The sequence below is a fragment of the Parasphingorhabdus sp. genome, from assembly GCF_039939955.1.
GTDB lineage: Bacteria > Pseudomonadota > Alphaproteobacteria > Sphingomonadales > Sphingomonadaceae > Parasphingorhabdus.
Window position 1 is genome coordinate 574,591 of the sequence record NZ_JBDVHS010000005.1, and the last position, 24,076, is coordinate 598,666.

At 54.0% G+C, this 24,076-nt stretch carries 24 protein-coding genes; 17 read left to right on the plus strand and 7 right to left on the minus strand.

Features of this window, described 5'->3' with window-relative positions; translation table 11 throughout:
- Positions 1 to 342: 342 nt before the first annotated feature.
- The 6 genes from rpsD (at position 343) to aguB (ending at position 7,229) form a co-directional block, all read left to right on the plus strand.
- A complete protein-coding gene (gene rpsD, locus ABJG22_RS08040; RefSeq protein WP_348019719.1) occupies positions 343 to 957 on the plus strand; it encodes a 30S ribosomal protein S4 in 615 nt (204 codons plus the stop codon).
- 189 nt (positions 958 to 1,146) lie between these two features.
- On the plus strand, positions 1,147 to 2,817 hold the full coding sequence (locus tag ABJG22_RS08045) for a M28 family metallopeptidase (protein ID WP_348019720.1): 1,671 nt from the start codon (positions 1,147 to 1,149) through the stop codon (positions 2,815 to 2,817).
- A 21-nt stretch (positions 2,818 to 2,838) separates the two neighbouring features.
- Positions 2,839 to 3,819 (plus strand): agmatine deiminase family protein, encoded by a 981-nt coding sequence (locus ABJG22_RS08050; protein ID WP_348019721.1) that lies wholly within the window; start codon positions 2,839 to 2,841, stop codon positions 3,817 to 3,819.
- A gap of 78 nt (positions 3,820 to 3,897) precedes the next feature.
- Positions 3,898 to 5,415 carry an FMN-binding glutamate synthase family protein gene (locus tag ABJG22_RS08055; RefSeq protein ID WP_348019722.1) on the plus strand — a complete coding sequence of 506 codons (1,518 nt, stop codon included), beginning with the start codon at positions 3,898 to 3,900 and terminating at the stop codon, positions 5,413 to 5,415.
- Positions 5,416 to 5,498: 83 nt separating this feature from the next.
- Positions 5,499 to 6,350, plus strand: coding sequence for a methyltransferase (locus ABJG22_RS08060; protein WP_348019723.1), 852 nt, complete (start codon positions 5,499 to 5,501; stop codon positions 6,348 to 6,350).
- Between the two features lie 18 nt (positions 6,351 to 6,368).
- Positions 6,369 to 7,229, plus strand: a complete 861-nt coding sequence (aguB, locus tag ABJG22_RS08065) for an N-carbamoylputrescine amidase (RefSeq protein WP_348019724.1) — start codon at positions 6,369 to 6,371, stop codon at positions 7,227 to 7,229.
- Here the strand turns inward: aguB and ABJG22_RS08070 are convergent.
- Positions 7,202 to 7,882, minus strand: coding sequence for a uracil-DNA glycosylase (locus ABJG22_RS08070; protein ID WP_348019725.1), 681 nt, complete (start codon positions 7,880 to 7,882; stop codon positions 7,202 to 7,204). The genes aguB and ABJG22_RS08070 overlap by 28 nt on opposite strands.
- A gap of 41 nt (positions 7,883 to 7,923) precedes the next feature.
- Positions 7,924 to 8,280 (minus strand): DUF3597 domain-containing protein, encoded by a 357-nt coding sequence (locus ABJG22_RS08075; protein WP_348019726.1) that lies wholly within the window; start codon positions 8,278 to 8,280, stop codon positions 7,924 to 7,926.
- A gap of 255 nt (positions 8,281 to 8,535) precedes the next feature.
- On the opposite strand from ABJG22_RS08075, the gene ABJG22_RS08080 reads away from it, so the two are divergent.
- Together ABJG22_RS08080 and ABJG22_RS08085 are read left to right on the plus strand one after the other, a co-directional pair.
- On the plus strand, positions 8,536 to 9,117 hold the full coding sequence (locus tag ABJG22_RS08080; protein ID WP_348019727.1) for a DUF937 domain-containing protein: 582 nt from the start codon (positions 8,536 to 8,538) through the stop codon (positions 9,115 to 9,117).
- Between the two features lie 27 nt (positions 9,118 to 9,144).
- Complete coding sequence (locus tag ABJG22_RS08085) at positions 9,145 to 9,525, plus strand: hypothetical protein (RefSeq protein WP_348019728.1); 381 nt, start codon at positions 9,145 to 9,147, stop codon at positions 9,523 to 9,525.
- Between the two features lie 13 nt (positions 9,526 to 9,538).
- Here the strand turns inward: ABJG22_RS08085 and ABJG22_RS08090 are convergent, their stop codons facing one another.
- Both ABJG22_RS08090 and ABJG22_RS08095 read right to left on the minus strand, forming a co-directional pair.
- The gene (locus tag ABJG22_RS08090; protein ID WP_348019729.1) at positions 9,539 to 9,994 is read right to left on the minus strand and encodes an NfeD family protein; all 456 of its coding nucleotides are present in this window, start codon (positions 9,992 to 9,994) and stop codon (positions 9,539 to 9,541) included.
- 27 nt (positions 9,995 to 10,021) lie between these two features.
- A complete protein-coding gene (locus ABJG22_RS08095; protein ID WP_348019730.1) occupies positions 10,022 to 10,987 on the minus strand; it encodes an SPFH domain-containing protein in 966 nt (321 codons plus the stop codon).
- A gap of 100 nt (positions 10,988 to 11,087) precedes the next feature.
- Here ABJG22_RS08095 and ABJG22_RS08100 point away from each other — a divergent pair, with 100 nt between their 5' ends.
- From ABJG22_RS08100 to ABJG22_RS08120, 5 genes are all read left to right on the plus strand, one after another.
- Positions 11,088 to 12,590, plus strand: a complete 1,503-nt coding sequence (locus ABJG22_RS08100) for a M20/M25/M40 family metallo-hydrolase (protein WP_348019731.1) — start codon at positions 11,088 to 11,090, stop codon at positions 12,588 to 12,590.
- Between the two features lie 50 nt (positions 12,591 to 12,640).
- Entirely contained in the window at positions 12,641 to 14,119 is a 1,479-nt protein-coding gene (gene guaB / locus ABJG22_RS08105) for an IMP dehydrogenase (protein ID WP_348019732.1), read from the plus strand.
- Positions 14,120 to 14,137: 18 nt separating this feature from the next.
- Complete coding sequence (locus tag ABJG22_RS08110; protein WP_348019733.1) at positions 14,138 to 14,347, plus strand: hypothetical protein; 210 nt, start codon at positions 14,138 to 14,140, stop codon at positions 14,345 to 14,347.
- Positions 14,344 to 15,522: an RsmB/NOP family class I SAM-dependent RNA methyltransferase gene (locus tag ABJG22_RS08115; protein WP_348019734.1), complete on the plus strand. Its 1,179-nt coding sequence runs from the start codon at positions 14,344 to 14,346 to the stop codon at positions 15,520 to 15,522. Before ABJG22_RS08110 ends, ABJG22_RS08115 begins: the two co-directional genes overlap by 4 nt.
- 69 nt (positions 15,523 to 15,591) lie before the next feature.
- Complete coding sequence (locus tag ABJG22_RS08120; RefSeq protein ID WP_348019735.1) at positions 15,592 to 16,122, plus strand: tetratricopeptide repeat protein; 531 nt, start codon at positions 15,592 to 15,594, stop codon at positions 16,120 to 16,122.
- A gap of 20 nt (positions 16,123 to 16,142) precedes the next feature.
- Here ABJG22_RS08120 and ABJG22_RS08125 read toward each other — a convergent pair whose 3' ends face one another.
- Genes ABJG22_RS08125 through ABJG22_RS08135 form a run of 3 tightly spaced genes read right to left on the minus strand, consistent with a single transcriptional unit; the run spans position 16,143 to position 18,505 of the window.
- Complete coding sequence (locus tag ABJG22_RS08125; RefSeq protein ID WP_348019736.1) at positions 16,143 to 17,051, minus strand: DUF481 domain-containing protein; 909 nt, start codon at positions 17,049 to 17,051, stop codon at positions 16,143 to 16,145.
- A gap of 24 nt (positions 17,052 to 17,075) precedes the next feature.
- Positions 17,076 to 17,564 (minus strand): RNA pyrophosphohydrolase, encoded by a 489-nt coding sequence (locus ABJG22_RS08130; protein ID WP_348019737.1) that lies wholly within the window; start codon positions 17,562 to 17,564, stop codon positions 17,076 to 17,078.
- Complete coding sequence (locus tag ABJG22_RS08135; protein ID WP_348019738.1) at positions 17,561 to 18,505, minus strand: alpha/beta hydrolase; 945 nt, start codon at positions 18,503 to 18,505, stop codon at positions 17,561 to 17,563. Before ABJG22_RS08135 ends, ABJG22_RS08130 begins: the two co-directional genes overlap by 4 nt.
- 183 nt (positions 18,506 to 18,688) lie before the next feature.
- Between ABJG22_RS08135 and ABJG22_RS08140 the strand changes: the two genes are divergently transcribed.
- From ABJG22_RS08140 to ABJG22_RS08155, 4 genes are read left to right on the plus strand one after another with little or no spacing between them, the layout of a single operon-like run.
- Positions 18,689 to 20,578 carry a 2-oxoacid:acceptor oxidoreductase subunit alpha gene (locus ABJG22_RS08140; RefSeq protein WP_348019739.1) on the plus strand — a complete coding sequence of 630 codons (1,890 nt, stop codon included), beginning with the start codon at positions 18,689 to 18,691 and terminating at the stop codon, positions 20,576 to 20,578.
- A complete protein-coding gene (locus ABJG22_RS08145) occupies positions 20,575 to 21,606 on the plus strand; it encodes a 2-oxoacid:ferredoxin oxidoreductase subunit beta (RefSeq protein ID WP_348019740.1) in 1,032 nt (343 codons plus the stop codon). The genes ABJG22_RS08140 and ABJG22_RS08145 overlap by 4 nt, the downstream gene beginning before the upstream one ends.
- Before the next feature lie 36 nt (positions 21,607 to 21,642).
- Entirely contained in the window at positions 21,643 to 22,647 is a 1,005-nt protein-coding gene (locus tag ABJG22_RS08150; protein WP_348019741.1) for a metal-dependent hydrolase, read from the plus strand.
- A 13-nt stretch (positions 22,648 to 22,660) separates the two neighbouring features.
- Positions 22,661 to 24,049 (plus strand): deoxyribodipyrimidine photo-lyase, encoded by a 1,389-nt coding sequence (locus tag ABJG22_RS08155; protein WP_348019742.1) that lies wholly within the window; start codon positions 22,661 to 22,663, stop codon positions 24,047 to 24,049.
- The last annotated feature ends 27 nt before the right edge of the window (positions 24,050 to 24,076 follow it).

A 24,076-nucleotide genomic window follows, 5' to 3' on the forward strand; every position in this document is an offset into this window, starting at 1 on the left:
GGATCGAAAATTCCTAAACGGGTTTGCCGTACCCAGAAAGAATGGGCGCAGTTGGACGCGACAAACTCAAGCCTAAGCTCAGAGGCGATGAGAGATCGGCAAAGTTATAGTCGGGGCACTCAAAATAGTAACTAAGTTATGTATTAGCTTTTGCTTTTGCCTGAATTCTTCAAAACTTTTCATTTATCAGTCGCCTTGACAGGTTGAAAGAAATCTGTTCAAGGCCCCTTTGCAATTGGCCCCGTACCCCGGTGAAGCGGTGGCCGCGTCTAGGCATGGGTTTCCCTGTCTTGATGGTGCGCTCCGGGAAGACGTATAAACAGCAAATTAGGAGTCATTGATATGACCAAACGTACAAGTTCTAAATATAAGCTCGATCGCCGTATGGGCGAGAATATTTGGGGTCGCCCCAAATCACCCGTCAATCGTCGTGACTATGGCCCAGGCCAGCACGGTCAGCGCCGCAAGGGCAAGCTTTCCGATTTCGGTATTCAGTTGCGCGCTAAGCAGAAGCTTAAAGGCTATTATGGCGATGTGACGGAAAAACAGTTTCGCCGCGCTTATAAAGAAGCCGCTGCCATGAAGGGCGATACCAGCCAGAACCTGATCGGTTTGCTTGAGCAACGTCTCGACATGGTTGTCTATCGCGCCAAGTTCACGCCTACCATCTTCTCTGCTCGTCAGTTGGTGAGCCACGGTCACATTCGTGTGAACGGTGTTAAATGTAATGTTGCATCGCGTAAGGTTGTACCTGGTGACGTTGTTTCGCTGAGCGACAAGGCAAAAGAAATGTTGCTGGTTATCGAAGCACAGAGCTTGCCAGAGCGTGAAATTCCAGAATATGTAACGCCCGACGGCACGGACAAAGTAACCTATGTCCGCATCCCGACGTTGGATGAAGTGCCATATCCGGTGACAATGGAACCCAATCTGGTTGTCGAATTCTATTCGCGCTGATTGCTTTCAAAGAGATTTAAAAGGGGCGGCTTTCACAGCCGCCTTTTTTTTGTTCCATGTTCTTTCCGGTTTTCATGACTGGTGCGGTAAGCCCTTTTGCCAACTGCAACGCTTCTTGCCTTGCCGAAAAGCCTCTGCCATTGAACAGGCAACGTTTTTCGGAACAGAAAAATCTAGAAGGATAGGGTTATGTTGAAACGGTCACTTTTGGTACTACTCGTGCCATCGCTGGCACTGGCTGGTTGTAAAAAAATCGAGGAGGAGCCGCTGGTTCTTCCGGAGATCGCAGCACCGGAACTGTCGGTTGAAACGATGAAAGCGGTAACCGAAGAGCTTTCGTCGGATGCTTTTGAAGGGCGCGCTCCCGGAACACCCGGTGAAGAAAAGACGCTTGCGTTGCTCACCGCGAAATTTGAAGCCGCTGGCATTGAGCCCGGCAATGGCGAGAGCTGGTTTCAGGATGTTCCGCTGGTTTCCATCGAAGCACAAAATGTCTCGCCGCTCACCGTAACCGGTGGTTCCGAAGATATGAGCTTTGCTTATGGTTCCGAAATGGTGGTTACCAGCTATCAGGAGCAGCCAAAAATTGATGTGGCGGATAGTGATATGGTCTTTGTCGGCTATGGTGTGAACGCACCAGAGCGCGGCTGGAATGACTATGCCGATGTTGATGTCAAAGGTAAGACCGTCGTCATTCTAGTCAACGATCCCGATTTCGGTACCGATAACCTGGAAGGTGAATTTGGTGGCCGGGCTATGACCTACTACGGCCGCTGGACCTATAAATATGAGGAAGCGGCGCGTCAGGGCGCTGCAGCGGCCTTGATCATCCATGATACCGCTCCGGCGGCCTATGGCTGGAATGTGGTTGAATCGAGTTGGAGCGGACCGCAATTTTATGCGCAGTCAGCCAATGGCGGAGCCGACCAGACGAAAATCAACGGCTGGATCCAGAAAGACGTCGCTGCAAAGATATTTGCTGCTGCTGGACAGGATCTCGATGCGCAAATGATCGCAGCGAAGAAGAAAGGCTTCAAAGCAGTTGATCTTGGATTGAAAGCGTCTTCATCCTTTGAAAATACGATCAGTAAGATGGACAGCAAAAATGTCGTGGGTGTTCTGAAGGGCAAGACTCGCCCAGATGAATATGTCATCTATACTGCTCATTGGGACCATCTCGGACGCTGTAAACCCGCGCCTGATGGGGATGACATCTGTAACGGCGCAGTCGACAATGCTACAGGGACGGCCGCTTTGGTCGCTTTGGCAGAAGCACATGTCAAAGCTGGTGCGCCAGATCGCAGCATTGTCTTTTTGGCGGTTACGGCAGAAGAATCTGGGCTGCTGGGATCCAAATATTATGCCGACAATCCGATCTATCCACTCGGCCAGACCGTGGGTGGCGTGAATATGGATGCATTTGGTATGGCGGGGCCAGCCAAGAATGTGATCGTCGTCGGCAAAGGCAAATCGGATCTGGATCGTTATCTTGATGCTGCGTTGACCGGCGATGGCCGTGTATCGGAAGCTGAACCGACGCCGGAAAAAGGTTTCTATTATCGTTCCGATCACTTCAGTTTCGCCAAACAGGGCGTGCCGATGATCTATTTCGAAGGCGGCGAAGATCTTGTCGAAGGTGGCCGTGAAGCCGGTGAAGCGGTCGGCAAAGACTATACCGAGAACCGCTATCATGGTCCGAAAGACGAATATGATCCAAACTGGAACTGGGATGGCGTGATGGGCGACCTTAAAGTCTATTTTACCGTCGCGCGGATGCTGGCGATGACCGAAGACTGGCCGAATTGGAATGAAGGTGATGAATTCCGTGCCGCGCGCGACAAGAGCCGCGCTGGCGACTGATTGCCGACGATAGACCGCAGGATGAGATGGCCCGCAGAGTGGGAACCGCATCAGGCGGTCTGGATCGGCTTCCCCGGTGATCCTGCAGAATGGCCGGTTGGCCTGCAAGCCGCACAGCAAGAAGTGGCTGATTTTGCCAATGCGGTCGCCGACGACGGTGCAGGCGAAGCAGTTATTCTGGTATGTCGCAGTGCTGAAGACGCGGACGTTGCGCGTGCTCTGATCCCGCCGTGCATAAGCCCTATAGTTGAACCATTTGGCGACATATGGTTGCGCGATACAGCGCCCATTTTTACGACTAGCCCCAGCGGTCTTTGCGGCCAGAATTTTGGTTTCAATGGCTGGGGCGGTAAATATGCAATGGCTGGCGATCAGGATGTTGGTGAACGGCTGGCGAAGCATTTTACTTTGCCGATCAACGACCATGACTGGATATTGGAAGGTGGCGCTATCGATGGCGATGGTAGCGGCCGGTTGGTGACGACTGCGCAATGTGTTCTCAATTCTAACCGCAATGATGGCTTTACTGCTGAGCAGGCTGCAGTGCGGTTGCGCGATGCTCTGGCGGCGCAGGATATATGCTGGCTCGGAGACGGATTGATTGCCGATCACACGGATGGGCATGTGGACAATCTCGCTCGATTTGTTGCACCGGACACGGTCGCTATCCCGCGGACCGAAACGGCAGATGATCCCAATGCAGAGATTTTCGAAGATGCCGCGCGAATGGCCCAGGCATCGGGCTTGCGGGTCGTCCGGTTGCCGTCAGTTGGACGATATGAAATGGACGGAGATGTTGCGCCGGCGAGCTATATGAATTTTTACATCGGCAATAGGGTCATAGTGGTCCCGCAATATGGGGCGGCGAATGACGCGAATGCTGTCGGTGAGATTGCCGCTCTCTTCCCCAATCATAAGGCAATCGGGCTATCCAGCCGATCATTGCTCCGGGGTGGCGGAAGTTTCCACTGTATCTCGCAGCAGATTCCTGCGCTCCCGTAACCCGACGGGCAATCTGGACGAACCCTTGTCTGGGAAACGCAAGATGCTAGTCTTGCATCGCTTTGGAGGGAATAGGCCATGACTGACGAAATTCTGGGCGTGTTGAGTACGCTGACCTATATCTTCATCGTGCTGCTGGGATTGGGACTGGCCGCTGTGGTGATATTGTTCATTATCGATGTTACCCAGAAACAAGATGCCGTGCGGCGAAACTATCCAGTTATCGGACGCTTCCGCCATATCTTCTCGACGCTCGGTGAATTTTTTCGGCAATATTTTTTCGCAATGGACCGCGAAGAAATGCCGTTCAATCGGGCTGAGCGGGAATGGGTGGCAAGGGCCGGAAAAGGAACCGGCAATACGATCGCTTTTGGGTCGACCAAAAATCTCGATCCGCCTGGCACCGCTATTTTCGTCAACTGTCCGTTTCCCACGCTTGATACGGATGCCGCAGAGACAACGGGATGCGTCATCGGTGCGCATGCGAAACATCCCTATGAGGCGAAGTCTTTCTTCAATATTTCTGCGATGAGTTTCGGGGCGCTCTCGGTTCCCGCGGTGCAAGCGCTCTCTCATGGTGCCAAAATGGCAGGATGCTGGATGAACACGGGGGAGGGAGGGCTGGCCCCTTTTCATCTGGAGGGCGGTTGCGATATCGTCTTTCAGATCGGCACCGCAAAATATGGTGTTCGTAATATTGACGGCAGCCTAAGCGACGATAAATTGCGGGCTGTAGCTGCGCACGACCAGGTGAAGATGTTTGAAATCAAGCTGTCGCAAGGCGCCAAGCCCGGTAAAGGCGGGATATTACCGGCGGCGAAAGTGAACCAGATGATCGCAGAAATTCGCGGCATAACGGAAGGCGAGCCGAGTATTTCGCCTAACCGCCATCCGGAAATTAACGATGTCGAGCAACTGCTCGATTTTATCAATCATGTGCGGGACGTGACGGGCAAACCGACCGGGATAAAGGCGGTGGTTGGTGCTTATGGCTGGCTAGAGCAATTGTGCGAAGCGATTCACAGGCGCGGTATTGCGAACGCCCCTGATTTTTTCGCGCTGGACGGCGGAGATGGTGGCACGGGCGCCGCGCCGATGCCGTTGATGGATAATGTCGGACTGCAATTGAAAGAGAGTTTGCCGATGCTTTCCGATATCTTTCACAAATATGGCCTGAGGGATCGGATTAAGATCATCGCATCGGGAAAGCGGATCACGCCTTCCAGCGCAGCATGGGCAATTTGTGCCGGAGCTGATTTCGTCAGTACGGCGCGCGGTTTCATGTTCTCGCTTGGTTGTATCCAATCACTCAAGTGCAACAAGAATACGTGTCCCACCGGAATAACAACCCATAATCCACGACTGCAGCGTGGTCTTGATCCACAAGACAAGAAAGTGAAAGTCGCCAATTATTGCAGGAATATGGTTCACGAAGTGGAAGTGCTTGCTCATAGCTGCGGGGTCAATGAACCACGGCAATTGGGCCGGAAGCATGTCCGGATTGTGCAGGATACTGGAAAGTCCGTGGCCTTTGACGAATTATATCCGCGGCCGGACATCTTGCCGCAATATAGACCGTCTATGGAAAATGCCTGATAATAAATATTGAGTCTGACTGATGCTCGCGTAGATATGCAGGAAGTCAAAAATAGTCCCGGAAACCTGAGAGGAGAAAGATCATGAAGAAACTGCTGATGGCAAGTGCCGCGCTGGCAATGCTGGGAGGTGCTGTTCCTGCTGCTGCCAAACATCATGCAAAAGATGGTGCAGAGATGGTTGATACTGACCTGCAGGCGATTTTGGATCATGAAAGACGCGCAGATGATCAAGCGCGGGACGTCTATCGTCACCCTGCCGAGACGCTCAAATTCTTTGGCGTCAAACCAAATCATACCGTCGCGGAATATGCCCCTGGCGGCGGTTGGTACACGAAGATACTGGCCCCTTATCTTGCTGAAAAAGGCCAGTATATCGGAGTGAACTTTAACCCGGCGCCACTTCCTTTCCCGGAAGACCGCAAGGCCGCGATGGCCAAATGGGGTGAGGAATTTCCGGGCAAAGTGGCGGAGATGACCGGACTTCCAGCAGAGAAATTCAAAGGTCTGACGACGGGCGATGTTACCGATGAAATGGCCGGCACCGTCGACTTTGTTTTCATTCCACGGATGATGCACAATTTGATGCGTTGGAACGCTGCCGACAATGAAATCAGGGCGTTGCGTAAATTGCTGAAGGATGATGGCACGATTGGCATTGTCCAGCATCGGGCCAAAGATGATGCACCATTTAGCTATGCCAACGGTGGACGCGGGTATGTCCGGACCGCGACAATTGTGAATATTATGGAGACCTATGGGTTCGAACTGGTCAAACAGTCCGAGATTAATGCCAACCCAGCCGATACAGCCGATTATCCCAAGGGCGTATGGACATTACCGCCGCGCTTTGCCGAGGGAGATGTCGATAAGGAAAAATATGCCACAATTGGTGAATCCGACCGGATGACATTATTGTTTAAGAAGCTTCCCTAAACCGCTAACAGGGCCGTTATGACCAAATTATGCGTAGCGGCCCTGCAGCTGCCCTTGGGTGGCGATGAACAGACGAACATTGATGCAGTTGGTGGCCTGATTGCCGAGGCTGCGGAGCAGGGCGCACAGATCGTTCTGCCACCGGAATTGTTTGCCGGACCCTATTTTTGCAAGATCGAAGATGAAGCTTTGTTCGCGCTGGCTCAGCCGGTGAATGAAAGCGCTTCTGTGCTTGCTATGCAAAAGCTTGCCAAACAATTTAGCGTGGCGATCCCGGCCAGCTTTTTCGAACGGGACGGCCAGCATCATTATAACAGCATTGCGATGATCAATCCTGACGGCGAGATCATGGGGATTTATCGCAAAAGCCATATTCCCGATGGTCCCGGCTATGAAGAAAAATATTATTTTCGTCCGGGCAATTCTGGCTTCAAGGTCTGGGATATGTTCGGCACCAAAATCGGCGTCGGTATTTGTTGGGACCAATGGTATCCCGAAACTGCGCGGGCAATGGCGTTAATGGGTGCAGAGGTTCTTTTCTATCCGACCGCGATCGGTTCGGAGCCTTATGACGCGGACCTCGATACCAGCCGCATGTGGCGTCGCGCGATGCAAGGCCACGCGGTCAGCAATTGCATGCCGGTGGTCGCCAGCAACCGCATTGGCGTTGAAGCCGAGGGTAACGGCGATCAGGCTTTCTACGGCCACAGCTTCATCGCGAATGAATGGGGCGACTTGGTCACGGAATATGGCTCTCAGGAAACAGGTGTGCTGACCGCATCACTCGACCTCGCGCAGGCGCGCAAACATCGCGCCGGCATGGGTTTTTTCCGGGATCGTCGGCCGGAACTTTATGGGCGACTGGCCGAGGATAGATAGGTAGCCTGTTCGAATACTTTCTCGAACATCTCTACCGTTAATCGCCGCGTATTCACATTGTAGCGGCTACAATGATAGCTATCGATCAGGGTGCGGCCGTCGGGTAGTTGGTGTTTCGCGCCATGGACGAATTTATGGTCGGCGAGGTGGGCTTCGGATAAACGGATGATGCTGTCGTGGGCGACCTTGCCTAGCGCTACGATGATCTTCAATTCGGGCAAGCTATTGAGCGCCTTGGCGAGAAACGGACGGCAATTGTTGATCTCCGCGCCGGTTGGCTTGTTCTCCGGTGGCAGGCATTTGACGGCGTTGAGGATCATCGCCCCGTTCAGAGTGATTCCGTCGCTCGGGTCGTTGGCGAACTTCCCATTTACGAAGCCATATTTGGTCAGGGTGGCAAACAACATTTCACCCGAGGCGTCGCCGGTAAAGGGCCTGCCGGTCCGGTTCGCGCCTTCGGTGCCCGGCGCAAGGCCGACGACCGCTAGTCGCGCCTCGGGATCTCCAAAGGCCGGAACCGGCGCATTCCACCAGTCCGGATGGTCCTTGCGCAGCGATTTGCGCAGGCCCACCAGTCGCGGACAGCGGCGGCAGGCTTTAGGTGCTTCCGCATTGGGAAGCGGGGTAAAAAGAAGGGGGCTATGATCGCTCACAGCCCCCCGCCTAATTTCAAATGGACTGGTCGTCCAGATGGTTAGTCTTTCAATTCAGCCGGAACGATACCGCCAGCTGCCGCAATCTTGTTCATCACTTGCTTGTGCAGCAGGATATTGTCTTCAGCGGAACCGCTATAGTCCGCGTTGCCCAGTTCCTGTGCCAGTTCCTTACGATTGCCATAGCTGGCGTCGATCTGGACCAGTTTCATCAGGTCAACGATAGAATTGCGCCAGTTGAGTTTGTCCGACCCTGGAATATTGTCGAGCCGTGCCGCAACATCGACTTCGCTAATCGCTGCACGTTCAGCCGCAACGGGTGCTGCTGCGACTTCAGGTTCTGCTGCTTTGGCTTCTCCACCGAAAATTGCGTTCTTAATTTTTCCAAAAATGCTCATATCATGCTCCTTTTATATTTGCGGGGCGTTCCGTTCGGCTTTTGCCGGCCCATGCCCTTGAAAGAATATCTCGGTGTTCGACGCCGCAGAGTCAATTGCCGTTCTCCTTCATCCACGGTTATAGGCCGTCAATGGCATGTAAACACTCGTAAATACCATGAATAGACGGTTTTTGGGCTGAAAATATGCTAGGACGGTTGCAAGCAAAGAATCACAAATGCCGTTTCGGCAAAGCAGATAATAAGGAGAATGATTATGAATATTATGGATGTGCTACAGCAATCGGGCGGTATCGGTACAATGGCAAAAGAATTGGGAATCAATGAAGGTGTCGCGCAAGCGGGTGCCGCAGCATTGTTGCCAGCCATATTGGGTGGATTTAAGAAAACAACGCAAGCACAACCAAGCGGGTTGGATGGGCTCGGCGGATTGCTCGGTCAACTTGGCGGTGGCGGACTGCTCGACAGTGTCTTGGGTACGCAGCCAACTCCGGTTGAAAAAGGCAATGAAGTGCTCGGCCAGATTTTTGGTTCCAAAGAAGTCAGCCGGACCGTTGCAGCCGGCGCAGAACAGCAAACCGGTATTAGCAGCGATCTTCTGAAGAAAATGCTGCCCGTGGTCGCAATGATGGTGACAGGATATATGGCGAAGCAGGGCGGCGGTAGCGCTGACAGCGGAAGCGGCGGTGGCCTCGGCAGCCTGCTTGGCGGTTTGCTCGGCGGTGGTAACAAGGCGTCATCCGGCGGCTTGGGTGGCCTAGGCTCGCTTCTCGACCTGAATGGTGACGGCAATCCTCTGGATGACATCATCGGCATGGCCGGCAAATTGACGCGCTAAGCGCCCTAAAGTTAAAGGAAATAGAATATGAGCATGCTCGAAAATATTATGGATATGCTGCCTGAAAATTTCAGCGTTGATGAGATTGCGGAAAAAGTCGGCATGTCAGCGGACGAAGCCAAAAAAGGCGGTGAAGCGCTCTTTGCAAAGTTGCGGGATGGCAGCACGGACCGGATGACGGCGATCAAGGAAGCGGCGGCGGAAGCTGGCGTTGATGCTGAAAAACTCAAAGGTCTGTTGCCGGCGCTGGCAGAAAAGGCGGGGCTTGATGGTGAAGGTAGTTTGATGGACAAACTGACCGGCGAAGAAGGCTTGCTGGGCAAGGCAACCGGTTTTCTGGATCGCGATGGCGATGGTAACCCGATCAACGACATCACCAATATGGCAAAGGGTTTCTTCAAGAAATAAGCTTGAAACCCAGTTAAACGGTGTCCTCTAGTGCTTCCAGCCGGAGGACACCGCCTTCTACGGCAGCGACCTTTGCGATCGCGCCTTTCTTCATATCCGGACCTTTTGCTGGCCATTCACCATCCGCGACTTTTACGCGTCCGCTGGTGGCTGAGATCGCTTCGACAATGGTTACGGTTTCCCCGACAAGTTGTGCAGCTCGATTGTTGAGAAGCGGATTTTCGCTTTCGACATGGTGAGTCAGATACCAGCGACGTCCGCCCAGAACCGCTATGATGGTTGATAGACCAAATAGGGTGAGTTGACCCGCGCCTGTCAAATCAATGAAAAAAGACAGAATTCCTGTCACTGCTGCCGCCGCCGCGACCCAGATCAAGAAGACGCCAGGAACGAACAGCTCCGCCAGCGCCAGCAGTGCGGCCAGTCCTAGCCAGATATATTCGGGGTTGTTGATGGAAAAATCATCCATGCTTCATGCTCCGTTCTATAGTCCGTTTTAGTCGCCTTGATTGTCGAACGGACCCTTGCGCTGCGGCGGCGAGAAAACTTCGCCATTTTCACCAAGTGCTTCTTTGGCCAAAGCCCCAATGCCACCCAATGTCCCGATCAGTTGAGTCGCCTCGACCGGGAATAAAATGGTTTTTGCATTGGGCGAGGTCGCGAATTTTTCGACCGCCTTCACATAATCTTGCGCAACAAAATAGTTGATCGCCTGTGCATCGCCGCCGGAGATAGCCTGGGACACCATATCGGTTGCTTTTGCTTCGGCCTGCGCTTCCCGTTCACGGGCTTCCGCATCCCGGAAAGCTGCTTCCTTGCGGCCTTCTGCCTGCAAAATCTGCCCTTCTTTTTCACCTTCTGACCGTAGAATTTCTGATGCCCGTGCACCTTCTGCATCAAGGATGTTCGCGCGTTTTTCGCGCTCGGCCTTCATCTGCCGCGCCATTGCGTTGATGATGTCCTGCGGTGGACGGATGTCCTTCACTTCAACGCGGGTTATTTTGATGCCCCAAGGGGTTGTGGCATCATCGATCACGGTCAAAAGCCGTCCGTTGATCTCATCCCGTTTGGACAAGGTTTCATCAAGGTCCATCGAACCCATGACCGTGCGGAGGTTGGTGGTCACAAGGTTGAGGATCGCATTATAGAGATTGTTGACCTCATAGGCGGCCTTGGAGGCATCGAGTACCTGAAAGAAGACGACACCATCGGTAGAGATCATCGCATTATCTTTGGTAATGATTTCCTGGCCTGGAATATCGAGAACCTGTTCCATCATGTTGACCTTGCGGCCAACGCGATAGAGAAAGGCAGGATAAAAATTGAATCCCGGCTGAGCGGTAGCCGTGTAACGACCGAAATATTCAATCGTATATTGAAAGCCTTGCCGGACTATCTTGATGCTCGCAAAAAGATAAATGATGACGACTAACAACACTAACAGCAGTACCGAATAACCCATTTCTATTCTCCCATGCGAACGATATCATTATCATTGATTATTTGCGGGATAATGCCAAGGGAAAAGCTAATTTTCCTGTCAGCCGAAGGGACCAGTTGCCATGCGGATCATCGCCGTTCTAATTCTATCGAGCCTGGTGCTATCCGGAGCAGTGCGTGCACAGCCAATTGGCGAAGCAGATATGCTGCGACATATCGAGATATTGGCAAGTGACGCTTTTGAAGGACGAGACCCCGGGACGGCTGGTGAGAATAAGACCGTCAACTATATCGCCACGCAATGGACCGCGGCGAACCTCCAGCCGGCCGGTGATTCAGATTCCTGGTACGCGCCAGTTGCTTTGGTCGAGCGTGTGCCGGAAAGCTATCGGATAAAATTTGTCGGCGATGACAGCGGTAAAACGGTGCGGCTGCGGCGGAGTGAGATTATCTTGCGAGGCCGGGAACCGTCGTTCCAGCAAAATGCAATACCGGTTGTTTTCGCTGGCTATGCCGCGCTGGATGATGGGCAGGATGGATCGTCGGTTGCCGGTAAACTGGTTCTATTGCCCCGCACCGAGCCCAAAGGGCATAACGATTTGCCCGACTATCGAGATCGCAGGCTTCAGTTGATCGAAAACGGCGCGATTGGAGTGATCTCCATCGTTAACAATCAAAATCGCTGGAAGAGATTTCGGAGATTTTATGAGCGTGGGTCGACAATGTTGGCTGATCCCGAAAGTCACGGAGCCTTCGAAGGGTTGATCAGCTTTGATCAATTCACAAGACTGGCTGAGGTTTCCGGCTTGGATGCACAAAAGCTGCTGGCTGATCGAGCGACGAGCGCGGTGATCGAACTTGGCCTCAGCGCCGACGCCAAAGCCAAGACGCGGCTTCATTCCTATACGTCCCATAATGTTGTCGGCAAGATTGCGGGGCGCAATCCGGAAAGCGGTGCCATCCTGTTCATGGGGCATTGGGACCATTTGGGCTTTTGTCGCGCCAAAGATCCTAAAAATCCGGACAAGGACCGTATCTGCAATGGTGCGGTTGATAATGCCAGCGGCATATCGCTGTTGATTGAAGCCGCAAAGCGCTTGTCCGGTGAAGATCATGATCGGGATATTTATTTTCTCGCGACGACAGCGGAAGAAAAAGGGCTGTTGGGCGCGCGGGCTTTCCTGCATCGCCCACCCGTTGCGCTGGAGCAAATCGCTGCGGTTTTCAATGTCGACACGGTCGCTTTGTCTGATGACAAAAGGAAAATTGCGATTGTCGGTCTGGGAGAGACAGAGCTCGATAAGGATCTTGAAATCGTCGCTGCACAGGAAGGGCGCGAAATTGACCGGAGCGGCAAAGCAGATGCCTATCTCAAACGGCAGGATGGTTATGTTTTTTTGGAACGCAACATTCCGGCGTTCATGATTACCAGTGCCTTTGCTGATAATATGCGGCTCAAAGCCTTTCTCAATGGCGCCTATCATGATGTCAGTGATGAGGTGAATGACACGTTGGTGCTGACAGGAGCGGCTGCCGATGCCAATTTCCATGTCGCGTTGGGCCGTTATTTTGCATCGACCGCGACATATCGAGGAAAAGCCACTAGCGGCGCACCAGATAACTGATTACATGGACCGTCACCGAATCAGATTCATCAAATCGGAAAGTGGCGACCATGACCAGGCCAGGTAAACATAAAGAAATCCGTTTAGGGCTAACCTTTGACGACGTCTTGTTACAGCCCGCTGCGTCCGAGATTGTGCCGAGCCAGGCAAATACCAAAACCAGCCTGTCCAAATTGATTGGTCTGAACATACCGATCCTCTCCTCCGCTATGGACACGGTTACAGAGGCGGACATGGCCATCGTCATGGCGCAAATGGGCGGTATTGGCGTGTTGCACCGCAATCTCACCTTGGATCAGCAGATAGCTGCCGTGCGGCAAGTGAAGCGGTTTGAATCCGGCATGGTGGTTAATCCGATCACAATCTCGCCCGATGCAACGCTGGCAGAGGCACAGGCGACGATGGCGCAGAACCGGATATCCGGTATTCCTGTCGTCGAGAAATCCGGCAAGCTGGTTGGCATTTTGACCAACCGTGATGTGCGTTTTGCGGAAAATCCGGAGCAGCGTATTTCAGAGCTGATGACCAAAGACAATTTGGCGACCGTTCCGGCTGGCGTGAGTCAGGAGGAAGCGCGGCGTACCTTGCATCAACGGCGGATCGAAAAATTGCTCGTGGTCGATAATGACTACCACTGCGTTGGCCTGATCACCGTCAAAGATATCGAAAAAGCGGTCACCTATCCCAATGCGACCAAGGATGAGTCGGGGCGCCTGCGCGTTGCTGCGGCATCGACCGTCGGGGAAAGCGGGTTAGAGCGCACTGAGGCGTTGATCGATGCCGAGTGCGATTTGATCGTGGTCGATACCGCGCATGGCCATAGCGCGATGGTCGCGCGATCCGTCGAAGACATTAAAAAACGGTCGAACAAGACGCAGATCATTGCCGGCAATGTGGCAACCGCCGCTGCGACCCGTGCGCTGATTGATGCCGGCGCTGACGGTATCAAGGTCGGTATCGGACCGGGTTCGATCTGCACGACGCGCGTGGTTGCCGGTGTGGGTGTTCCGCAGCTTACCGCGATTATGGATTGCGCTGAAGAAGCCGAAAAATCGGGTATTCCTGTAATCGCGGATGGCGGATTGCGGACGTCGGGCGATGTCGCAAAAGCATTGGCCGCCGGTGCATCCGCGGTGATGATCGGGTCTTTGCTGGCCGGTACCGAAGAGGCCCCGGGGGAAACCTTCCTCTATCAAGGCCGCGCTTATAAAAGCTATCGCGGCATGGGGTCGGTCGGCGCAATGGCGCGCGGATCGGCAGACCGCTATTTCCAGCAAGATATTACTGACCAGTTGAAACTGGTGCCAGAGGGTATCGAAGGGCAGGTACCGTTCAAGGGGCCTGCGCGGGATGTCATCCATCAATTGGTGGGCGGTGTGAAGGCGGCAATGGGCTATACCGGCTCAGCAACATTGGAAGATTTTCGTGAGCGGGCCGAGTTTGTTCGGATCACCAATGCCGGATTGCAAGAAAGCCACGTTCACGACGTTGCGATCACCAGAGAAGCACCAAATTATCCGACCCGATAGGGCCTTGGGAGGCATCACGTGATTGAAGCCAAAATATTGTTTCTGATGTTTGTCTGGCCAGTCGGTCAGGCAGAAGACCGTCCGCGTTGGACGACTGAGGCTTTTGTGACGATTGAGAGCTGCGAAGAAGCTGCGATGATCTGGAAAGACAAGTCTGTCGCAGAATATGGATCTGAGACCCGGGTGGAATATTATTGCTTCCACGCCGACGATCGCATGAGCAAGTGACCCCTTCGGCACGGTTGCAGGCGGCAATAGAATTGCTGGATTGGATCATTGCCGCGGCGCGGGACAATGGCGGATCTGCTGACAATATTGCGAAGAAGTTTTTCAAAGAACGACGCTATGCAGGCTCCGGCGACCGGCGCGCTATTCGCGAGCATGTCTATGCCGCGATCCGGCGTTGGGGAGAACGACCTAAAAATGGTCGAGCCGCTCTGCTTGGACTAGTGGCTGAGCAGCCCGAGTTGCGTGAGTTTTTTAATGGTTCCAACTATGGTCCCGCAGAGATTGCGGCAGATGAACCGGTCGCTAGCGGTGAGCAAATCCCCGCTTGGCTGGTAGACGGTTTTGCGGGTTTGATCGATGAACCCGAACGGAACGCGCTGTTTGATCGTGCGCCGCTGCATATCCGGGTCAATGGGCAGCGTTCCACGGAGGTAGAAGTCAAAGAGACTTGGCCGGAAGCCGTTGGGCTGGCCCTGCCTCAGGGCTATGAATTGCCAGCGGGAACCCAGCTGGAGGACAAGAGGCTCTTTCGCGAAGGGGCAGTCGAAATTCAGGATCTCGGCAGTCAGGCAATTGCAATGGCGGGTGCCGCTGCTGAACCGAAACTGGTCCTTGATCTATGTGCCGGGGCAGGGGGCAAAACTCTTGCTCTATCAGCTATGCTGCCGCCGGAGAGCAAACTTATCGCCGCGGATACCGATCGCGGACGGCTTAGCCGCATAGAACCGCGCAAAAGAAGAGCCAGTGCCCGTAATATCGAAACAATCTTGCTCGCGCCGGGCAAGGAAGTGGACTCGCTGGAGCATCTGAAAGGGTGCTGTGACCTTGTGTTGGTTGACGCACCATGTAGCGGCACGGGAACGTGGCGCCGCAATCCGGAACTGCGCTGGCGGATGACACCAAAACGGCTGGCGCATACCACGGAATTGCAACAGCGTTTGATGGACCTTGGCAGCGAGATGGTGAAACCGGGCGGGCGGCTGATCTACGCTGTTTGCTCGCTTCTTGATGCAGAAGGCGGCGATCAGACCGACAAATTTCTCGATAACCACCCACAATGGCAGGAAAAATCGATTGATTTGCCGATTGGGCGCCCATATCGTAAAGGTATAATTCTTTCACCGCATCATGACGGAACGGATGGCTTCTATTTTACCTGCCTCGAAAAATTGTGATAGCATGACATGTTAAGCCAGCATGCAGATGAATCTGGCTATGGTCGCGAGAGTTTATTGGAGCTGATTATGCGTTTTTCCCCGGCTGTTGTTGCTTTGTCTTTGGTTTTTGCAACCGTTTCCAGTGCCAGCTTTGGCCAGGTTGCGGATATCGAAGTTAAACAGCGTTCGGTTGAATATATGCAATTGGGTGAAGCTGCGCAAAAGCGCGGTGAACTGGATTTAGCCGCAGATTTCTACGAAACTTCGTTGGCCGTCGATCCGCGTAATGGTTCGGCCTTCATTGCGTTGGCACAAATTGCGCGGGTTCAGAAGCTACCGGGCAAGGCGATCCGTCTCTATCGTGAAGCGCTGATATTGGATCCGAACAATCTTGATGCGCTTGCCGGGCAGGGGGAGGCGCTCATCCAGCGCGGGGCGCTCGAGAAGTCGCGGATCAACCTGTCGCGGATTGAATCTTTATGCCGGTCTCGTTGTGCGCAAACGGATCAACTGGCCTCCGCTATCAAGCTAGCGGAAAAGAAGCCGGTATTGTCCGCTGAAGCGGTTACGCCAAAACCCAAAATTGGTGATGAAAAACCGGTAGCCGAAACCCCCTGAAGCGGGCCTTTCGCAAAAAATTAGAAACCGTAGACTAGCGTTGCGCGGCTGACCGTGTCGGTTTTTATCCGTCCGATCGGTGGGTTGGTTTCATGCTCGACCGTATAGGAAAACCGTGCTGAAAGTGTACCGATTAGCTTGGCATCCAGCGCTGTGGTCGAGGCAAATGTATTGGAGTCCGAAGCGATCGTCGCGCTCGCATTTTCTGTGAGCTTTAGATTGTCCGAAATCTGCCAACCGAAATCAAGAGCAGCTAGCCCGGCGATGCTGCTATCTGAGCCGCCATTTGTGAAGTTGGTTTTTCGCCAAGCCGGGCCAGCCTTGACGTCCAGCGTCATATTATCTTCGGCGATAACCGAATAGCCGAGACCGCCCGAGAGCGTGTAGCGAGAAGAAAAACCCTGAAAGCGGTCGCGTTCATATTGTGCGAGGCCATAGGCATAGAGGCGGTCGTTAAACTTGTAATTGGGTTCGATCGAGGCCGCAAACTGTTCGCGGGTGGTGATGCCGTTGCTGCGTTGATAATCAGCGAAAGCCCGGAGCTTCAAACGCCATTTCACGGCATCTTTGGCCAGCTTAACGCCACCACTGATGCCGGTGTTGCTGCTATTGCCGGTGGACCGGAAGGCGCCCAATTCGCCTTCGCCCGTCCAGTTTGTGAAAAAACCGGCTTCTTGCTTGGCCTTTAATTCTGCTGCGGCGAGTATATTTTTCTCGGTAGTATAAGCGGTCAGCAGCGCGTCAATCTCCGCAATATCATCCGGATTGGTTGCTTTTGCCAATTTTACAACAGTTTGAATGTCTACATCATTTTTTGAGGCAATTGCAGTGTCGATCATCGCCTTGACCGGCCCAGGAAGGGCTGCTTGCGCCGGGGTCGCGACCATGAGGGCTAGAATAGATGTTCCGCCAAAAACCTTGTTCAACATATTGAAAATCCGTAGTTATGATGCCTAAATCAGCGGCTCAAACTCTTTCAAAACCGCGCGATATAAGTCCCTTTTGAAGGGAACGATCATATCTGGCAACCCGGCCGGGGCGGTCCATTTCCAATTTGTAAATTCGGCATGTTCGGTGTGAATATTGATGTTTTTATCTTCACCGGTGAACCGCATCAGGAACCAGCTTTGTCGCTGACCGCGATATTTGCCTTTCCAGACCTTGCCGAGCAATTCGTCGGGAAGATCGTATAGATGTTCTTCTTTGCTACGCCCGATGATCTCTACATGATCCGCAATGACGCCGGTTTCTTCCCAAAGTTCGCGTATCGCCGCAGCTTCGGCTTTCTCGCCTTCATCAATCCCGCCCTGTGGCATTTGCCAGGCGTCGGGATAGTTACTGTCCGCGGCGTCCAGACGCTGGCCGACAAATATTTGTCCTTCCCGGTTGGCGAGCATGATACCTGCGCAGGGGCGGTAAGGAAGTTTGCTGTAGTCGTTCATAAGTTGGCTAATAGTGTTTTCCATGCTGCAATCATCTTGTCGACATCCTGCTGCGCCGATGGCACGGCTTTACGGATATTGATGAAACCATGCACATTGCCTGGCATCTCCAAGAAGGTGGTGTTGATCCCGTGCCGGATCAAGTCAGCAGCATATTCACGGCCTTGGTCGCGAAGCGGATCGAGGCCCGCGGTCACCAATACCGTTGGTGGTGATTGGGCTAGATCGCCAAGATAGGGTGATACATGGATATCATCATCTTTTGGCGCATAATGGCTGTTGAAATAATCCATGCTCTCTTTGGTGAGCAGAAAACCTTCGGCAAATTCCTCCATGGATCCGCCTTCCGCATCCATGCGCGACGCCGGATACATTGGGAATTGTGCGATCACCGGAACGGAAGCGGGCTCTGCTGCCAGCACTTGGCCGACGACCAAGGTTAGATTGCCGCCCGCGCTATCGCCGCAAGGGATCAGGCCGCTAATGTTTAGCTTGAGCTTTTCCTGGTTGTCGGCAACCCAGCGCGTCGCGGCAAGGCTGTCCTCTGGCGCGGCAGGGAAGGGCGCTTCTGGGGCTAGTCGATAATCAACCGCTATGACCGGGAGATCCATCTCGCGCGAGATATAGGTGCAGAAACTATGGTGCGATTCGAGATCGCCGATCACAAAGCCGCCGCCATGGTAGAAGATGATGACGGGGGTTTCCGCGCTGCGCTCTGCCTGACTGTCATAGAGGCGCAGCGGGATGTCGCCTGCGGGGCCGGGGCAGGTTAAATCTTCGATGCGCGGTATATCAACGGCGTCTGCTTCCAGCATCGCTGCCATAGCATTATACATTTCCCGGGCCATTGCCGGTTCAACCTCTGACATTTGTGGCTGTTCCGACTGTGCCAGCATTGTCAAAATCATCTGAACATCGGGGCGTACATATGCGTCAGTCATCTCTCATCTCCTACCGTTTAACTGATCGATTAGATCAGGCCGCGCGCACTAGGCAAGCGCTAATCGGGAGGCGGTGCCCAAACAAATGCTTTATCCCTATTAGTTTTTGTGGTTTGAAGCGGGTTGCATTGCTGCTCTAGAGCGGGTTGCGTAATAATAAGCAAAGGCACGGAAAACCAAATTATGGCCACCGCAGTAAAGCAGGAAGAATCGAATAGCGCCCATTCCGACGGCGCCGAAAATGTCGTTGTCCGTTTCGCAGGAGATAGCGGAGACGGGATGCAGTTGACCGGAGGGCAGTTCACTCTGTCGACGGCGTTGGCAGGCAGTGATCTGGCGACTTTCCCTGATTTCCCTGCTGAAATTCGCGCTCCGCAAGGCACGCTTTTCGGTGTTTCCGCTTTCCAGATTAACTTCGGTAGCCGGGCTATTGAAACGGCTGGCGATGAACCAGACGTGCTTATCGCGATGAATCCCGCGGCTTTGAAAACCAATGTCGATGCGTTGCGCGATGGTGGTTTGATCATCGCTGACGCTGGCGAATTCGGAAAACGGAACCTCGATAAAGCGAAATATGAAAACAACCCGTTGGAAGACGGGTCTTTGGCAAAATGGCAATTGCTCAAGCTGGATATTTCTGCGCTGACCCTTGAAGCGGTGAAGCCGTTCGGGTTGGGCAATAAGGAGGCTCTGCGCTGCAAGAATATGTGGACTTTGGGCCTCGCGCTCTGGATGTTCGAACGCGACCGGCAGCCGATTGTTGATTGGTTGAAAAGCAAGTTCGCAAAACTGCCGGACGTGGCGGATGCGAATATCGCGGCGCTGAACGCGGGTCATGCTTATGGCGAAACGGCGGAGCTGTCTGGGGACGGTCTTGGCAGCGGCCATTTGAGCACCCGCAAAGTTGGCGCTGCTCCGGCGGCGGCAGGCGAATATCGTACAGTGACGGGCGCAGAAGCCCTGTCGCTTGGTTTGGTTGCTGGCGCGCAATTGGCAGACCTGCCGATGTTCTTTGGCGGCTATCCGATCACACCGGCTTCGGCGATTCTGCACCATCTGTCGCGCTTGAAAGAATTTGGCGTAACAACATTCCAGGCGGAAGACGAAATTGCGGCCATCGCGGCAGCCATTGGTGCAAGCTATGCCGGTAAATTGGGGATTACGTCATCATCGGGGCCCGGCATTGCGCTGAAAGGCGAAGCGATGGGCCTTGCGATCATGACCGAGCTTCCCTTGGTGATTGTGAATTCACAGCGCGGCGGCCCGTCTACGGGACTCCCAACCAAGACAGAACAATCCGATCTGTACCAAGCCGTCTATGGCCGGAACGGCGATGCGCCGATGCCGGTCATTTCTGCGCGTTCGCCCAGCGATGCCTTTGAATGTGCGATAGAAGCGGTGCGGATTGCGGTGCAATATATGACACCCGTGATGCTGCTCACCGATGGCTATATTGCCAATGCGGCTGAGCCTTGGAAAATTCCTGACGTTGATGGTCTGGAGCCGTTCCCGACGAGTTTCCTCGAAACCATGCCCGAAGGCGGCCTGAAACCCTATAGTCGCGACGAGAAGCTGGCGCGGCCATGGATCAAGCCCGGTACGCCAGAGTTGATGCATCGCATTGGTGGTATCGAAAAAGGCATTGATACCGGTCATATTGATTATGGCGCGGCCAATCACCAGAAGATGACCGAAATTCGCCGTGACAAAGTCTTGGGTGTTGCGGACAGCATCCCCGATCAGGACGTCGCGCTCGGCAATGCAAGCGGTAAGCTGGCTGTTGTTGGCTGGGGCTCGACCTTTGGACCGATCCATCAGGCGGTTCGCCGGGCCGTGGCAGCGGGCAAGGATGTTGCCCATATCCACATCAGGAATATCTGGCCGATGCCGAAAAACCTTGGTGAACTGGTGAGAAGCTATGACCGGGTGATCGTACCGGAAATGAACACCGGACAGCTGAAAACGGTTTTGCGGGATCAATATCTGGTCGATGCGAAACCGGTGAACAAGGTTTCCGGCCAGCCGTTTACCATCGCCGAAATTGAGACGGCGATTGAGGAGAATCTGTCATGAACGAGATGACCAAAATCACGACCACGCTGAAAGACTGGGAAACCGATCAGGAAGTACGTTGGTGTCCCGGTTGTGGCGATTATGCCATATTAAAGGCCGTACAGCGGACGATGCCTGCCTTGGGTGCTGATCCGTCCAATACGGTTTTTGTAAGCGGTATTGGCTGCTCCTCGCGCTTTCCTTATTATATGGAGACCTATGGATTCCACACGATCCATGGTCGTGCGCCTGCGGTTGCGACCGGTGTGAAGCTGGCCAATCCGGAGCTGGATGTCTGGATTATCACCGGTGATGGCGATGCGCTCTCCATTGGCGGTAATCACACCATGCACTTGTTGCGCCGCAATCTTGATTGCCAGGTGATGCTGTTTAACAACGAGATTTATGGCCTGACCAAGGGGCAATATTCGCCCACCAGTCGCGAAGGTACACAAAGTCCCTCGACGCCTTATGGTTCGGTAGATCGTCCGGCATCGCCTTGTGCTTTTGCGCTGGGTGCTGGTGCACGCTTTGTTGCGCGCGGGATTGATATTCACAAAGGCTTGCCGGATGTTCTCAAGGCGGCCCATGCACACAAGGGTACATCCTTCATCGAGATTTTCCAGAATTGCATCGTCTATAACAAGGATGTGTTTGATGAATTTGCGGCCAAGAAAACCGCAGCCGACACGCAATTGCATCTGGTTGATGGCGAACCCATGCTGTTCGGCAAGGGCACCAAGGGTATCACACTCAACCGCAAGACGCTGCAGCTGGAAGTGGTCGACGTGGTCGATGGCGACTGGGAAGCGGCTGATGTGATTGTCCATGACGTCACCAACCGTTCGGTAGCCCATATGCTGATTGAAATGCAGTTCGGCGAATTCCCCATGGCATTGGGCGTGCTCTATGATGATCCGCGTCCGACCTTCGAAGCGGCTGTTGTCGAACAGAATGCCTCTGCAGCAGCTGGCAAAAAGCCGGACCTGCAGGGATTGCTGAGCAAGGGGCAGACTTGGACAGTGACAGAGGATGGGCCGGAACTTTAGATGATTGTTCCTTGGTGTCTCCGTGCGAGATAAAATTTGGATAATCTGACCCATAGCTTGGCCGGTGCCGTTCTCGGCCAGATGGGGCTGAAGAAGAAAACCGGTCTGGGTATGGCGACGTTGATTATCGCCGCCAATATTCCGGATATTGATGCAGTAGCGACCTTGCTGGACGGGGTTCAACATCTGGCGATCCGGCGCGGGATTACCCATGGTCCGATCGCGATGCTGGTGCTGCCGCTGTTGCTGACGGCGATCATGATATGGTTTGATCGCTGGCAGACAAAGCGCGGCAAGCGGCCAGCGGATCGCTTGCCGATCCACAAGGGCTGGCTGCTGGCGCTGGCCTATATCGGCTGTCTCAGCCATCCGGCGCTGGACTGGCTCAATAGCTACGGTATCCGTCTGCTGGAGCCCTTTTCGTCGCAATGGTTTTATGGCGACAGCATCTTCATCATCGATATCTGGATGTGGATTGCCCTGATAGCGGGCGTCTGGATTTCGCGGCGGCGCGAGAAGAGCGGGGCTGCCAACTGGCAGCGACCTGCGTGGCTCAGCTTCGCCGCGATCTGTGCCTATATTTTTGCCAATGGTCTGATCACCGGAAAAGCCGAGGCGGATGTTGTCGCTGGGGTTGAGCAGCGTACCGGGCAAACTCCCGAACAGGTTGTAGCCAATCCAATGCCGGTGATGTTCTGGCGTCGTGATATGATTTGGGAGATGGCGGGCAAGAACGGCAGAGAATATGGCGAGGCCGGGTTTAACCTATTGGCCCCGGAGCCCTTAAACTGGAAAGATGAGCTCGTAAAAAATGATGCGCCGCTTTCTTTGGTCGAGCAGGTCGAAGATACGAATGCGGATGCACGGGCCTTCATGGTCTGGGCACGCATGCCGATATTGCAGTTGGAAAAGGATGGTTCTGCGGATGGCGGTTTCGCGCTGAATATCGCTGATATGCGGTTTCGTGATCCGCTGGTTCAGGATCGTTTCTCGGTTCGTGCCCATGTCAATCAGGACAGGTTGGCTGAACCGGAAAAATAGTTAGACGGGTGAAATGACTAAACCCAAAATCATCTGGTTTCGCCGCGATCTGCGCCTTTTTGATCAAGCTGCCGTCGCCGCAGCTGCCAATGATCCGATCATTCCGGTCTATATTCTCGATGATGAAACGCCCAAACACCGCCTGATGGGCGGGGCTTCGCGCTGGTGGTTGCACCGGTCATTGGAAGAGTTGGAAGCATGTTTGCAGAATCGTGGGTCCCGGTTGATCCTGCGTCAGGGGCGGGTTTCAGAGCATTTGGCTGAAATTGTCAAATCTACCAGCGCGGACGAAATACACGCGCTGCATCACTACGAACCATGGTGGCGCAATGCGGAGCGGGCGTTGAAGAAATCGTTGGGTGATCAGGCGCAGCTGGTCCTGCATGATGGCAATTATCTACTGCCACCGGGTAGGGTGACCACCGGGTCCGGTTCACCCTATAAAATCTACACGCCTTTCTGGAAGGCTTTGCGCGAGCATATGCCGCCACCGCCGCCTATTCCGGCGCCGGACAGTCTCGATACGCCTGATAGCTGGCCAGACAGCGATGCGCTGGACGACTGGAGCCTGTTGCCGACTAAGCCGGACTGGGCTGCGGGCTTCGGGGACCACTGGCAACCCGGTTCAGCGGGCGCAGAGGCCAATCTTGAGGATTTCGCTGACAAAGCGATAGAATATGGTGAGGGCCGCAATCTCCCTTCGGAAGAACTGGTATCCCGCTTGTCGCCCCATCTGCACTTTGGCGAGATCAGCCCGGCGACGATCTGGAACCGGCTGGCGGGGCAGGGTGCCAAGGTCGAGACCTATCTCAAGGAACTGGTCTGGCGTGACTATGCGCAAAATGTCATCGACCAGTTTCCCCAATATGGCGGCGAGAGCTATCGCGAGAAAATGCGGGCGCTGCCGTGGCGGGATATGAAAGATGACACCGTTAAAGCGGACTTCAAAGCCTGGTGCGAGGGCAAGACCGGCTATCCAATCGTCGATGCGGGAATGCGCGAACTTTGGGCCACCGGCTGGATGCACAATCGGGTACGGATGATCGCCGCGAGTTTCCTGATCAAACATCTTCTGATCGACTGGCGCGAGGGCGAACAATGGTTCTGGGATACGCTGGTGGATGCCGACTACGCTTCCAATAGCGTCAATTGGCAATGGGTTTCCGGCACCGGCGTCGACAGCAATATGTTCGTCCGGATCATGGCACCGCTCAGCCAGTCGGAGAAATTCAACGCTGGCGACTATATCCGTTCATGGGTGCCGGAACTGGCGGATATTGATGATCCCTATATTCACGATCCGGAAGAAAGCGGAGTGCGGCCCCACAACTATCCGCCAAAAATCATCGCGCATAAAGAAGCGCGGGAACGTGCTTTGGATGCCTATGCAAAAGTGAAATGAGCGGGAGCATTGAAAGTCCGGCCGTAA

Coding starts and splice junctions, on each gene's coding strand:
- rpsD (WP_348019719.1), top strand. CDS start 343: ATGACCAAACGTACAAGTTCTAAATATAAGCTCGATCGCCGTATGGGC.
- ABJG22_RS08045 (WP_348019720.1), top strand. CDS start 1,147: ATGTTGAAACGGTCACTTTTGGTACTACTCGTGCCATCGCTGGCACTG.
- ABJG22_RS08050 (WP_348019721.1), top strand. CDS start 2,839: ATGAGATGGCCCGCAGAGTGGGAACCGCATCAGGCGGTCTGGATCGGC.
- ABJG22_RS08055 (WP_348019722.1), top strand. CDS start 3,898: ATGACTGACGAAATTCTGGGCGTGTTGAGTACGCTGACCTATATCTTC.
- ABJG22_RS08060 (WP_348019723.1), top strand. CDS start 5,499: ATGAAGAAACTGCTGATGGCAAGTGCCGCGCTGGCAATGCTGGGAGGT.
- aguB (WP_348019724.1), top strand. CDS start 6,369: ATGACCAAATTATGCGTAGCGGCCCTGCAGCTGCCCTTGGGTGGCGAT.
- ABJG22_RS08075 (WP_348019726.1), bottom strand. CDS start 8,280: ATGAGCATTTTTGGAAAAATTAAGAACGCAATTTTCGGTGGAGAAGCC.
- ABJG22_RS08080 (WP_348019727.1), top strand. CDS start 8,536: ATGAATATTATGGATGTGCTACAGCAATCGGGCGGTATCGGTACAATG.
- ABJG22_RS08085 (WP_348019728.1), top strand. CDS start 9,145: ATGAGCATGCTCGAAAATATTATGGATATGCTGCCTGAAAATTTCAGC.
- ABJG22_RS08090 (WP_348019729.1), bottom strand. CDS start 9,994: ATGGATGATTTTTCCATCAACAACCCCGAATATATCTGGCTAGGACTG.
- ABJG22_RS08095 (WP_348019730.1), bottom strand. CDS start 10,987: ATGGGTTATTCGGTACTGCTGTTAGTGTTGTTAGTCGTCATCATTTAT.
- ABJG22_RS08100 (WP_348019731.1), top strand. CDS start 11,088: ATGCGGATCATCGCCGTTCTAATTCTATCGAGCCTGGTGCTATCCGGA.
- guaB (WP_348019732.1), top strand. CDS start 12,641: ATGACCAGGCCAGGTAAACATAAAGAAATCCGTTTAGGGCTAACCTTT.
- ABJG22_RS08120 (WP_348019735.1), top strand. CDS start 15,592: ATGCGTTTTTCCCCGGCTGTTGTTGCTTTGTCTTTGGTTTTTGCAACC.
- ABJG22_RS08125 (WP_348019736.1), bottom strand. CDS start 17,051: ATGTTGAACAAGGTTTTTGGCGGAACATCTATTCTAGCCCTCATGGTC.
- ABJG22_RS08130 (WP_348019737.1), bottom strand. CDS start 17,564: ATGAACGACTACAGCAAACTTCCTTACCGCCCCTGCGCAGGTATCATG.
- ABJG22_RS08135 (WP_348019738.1), bottom strand. CDS start 18,505: ATGACTGACGCATATGTACGCCCCGATGTTCAGATGATTTTGACAATG.
- ABJG22_RS08140 (WP_348019739.1), top strand. CDS start 18,689: ATGGCCACCGCAGTAAAGCAGGAAGAATCGAATAGCGCCCATTCCGAC.
- ABJG22_RS08145 (WP_348019740.1), top strand. CDS start 20,575: ATGAACGAGATGACCAAAATCACGACCACGCTGAAAGACTGGGAAACC.
- ABJG22_RS08155 (WP_348019742.1), top strand. CDS start 22,661: ATGACTAAACCCAAAATCATCTGGTTTCGCCGCGATCTGCGCCTTTTT.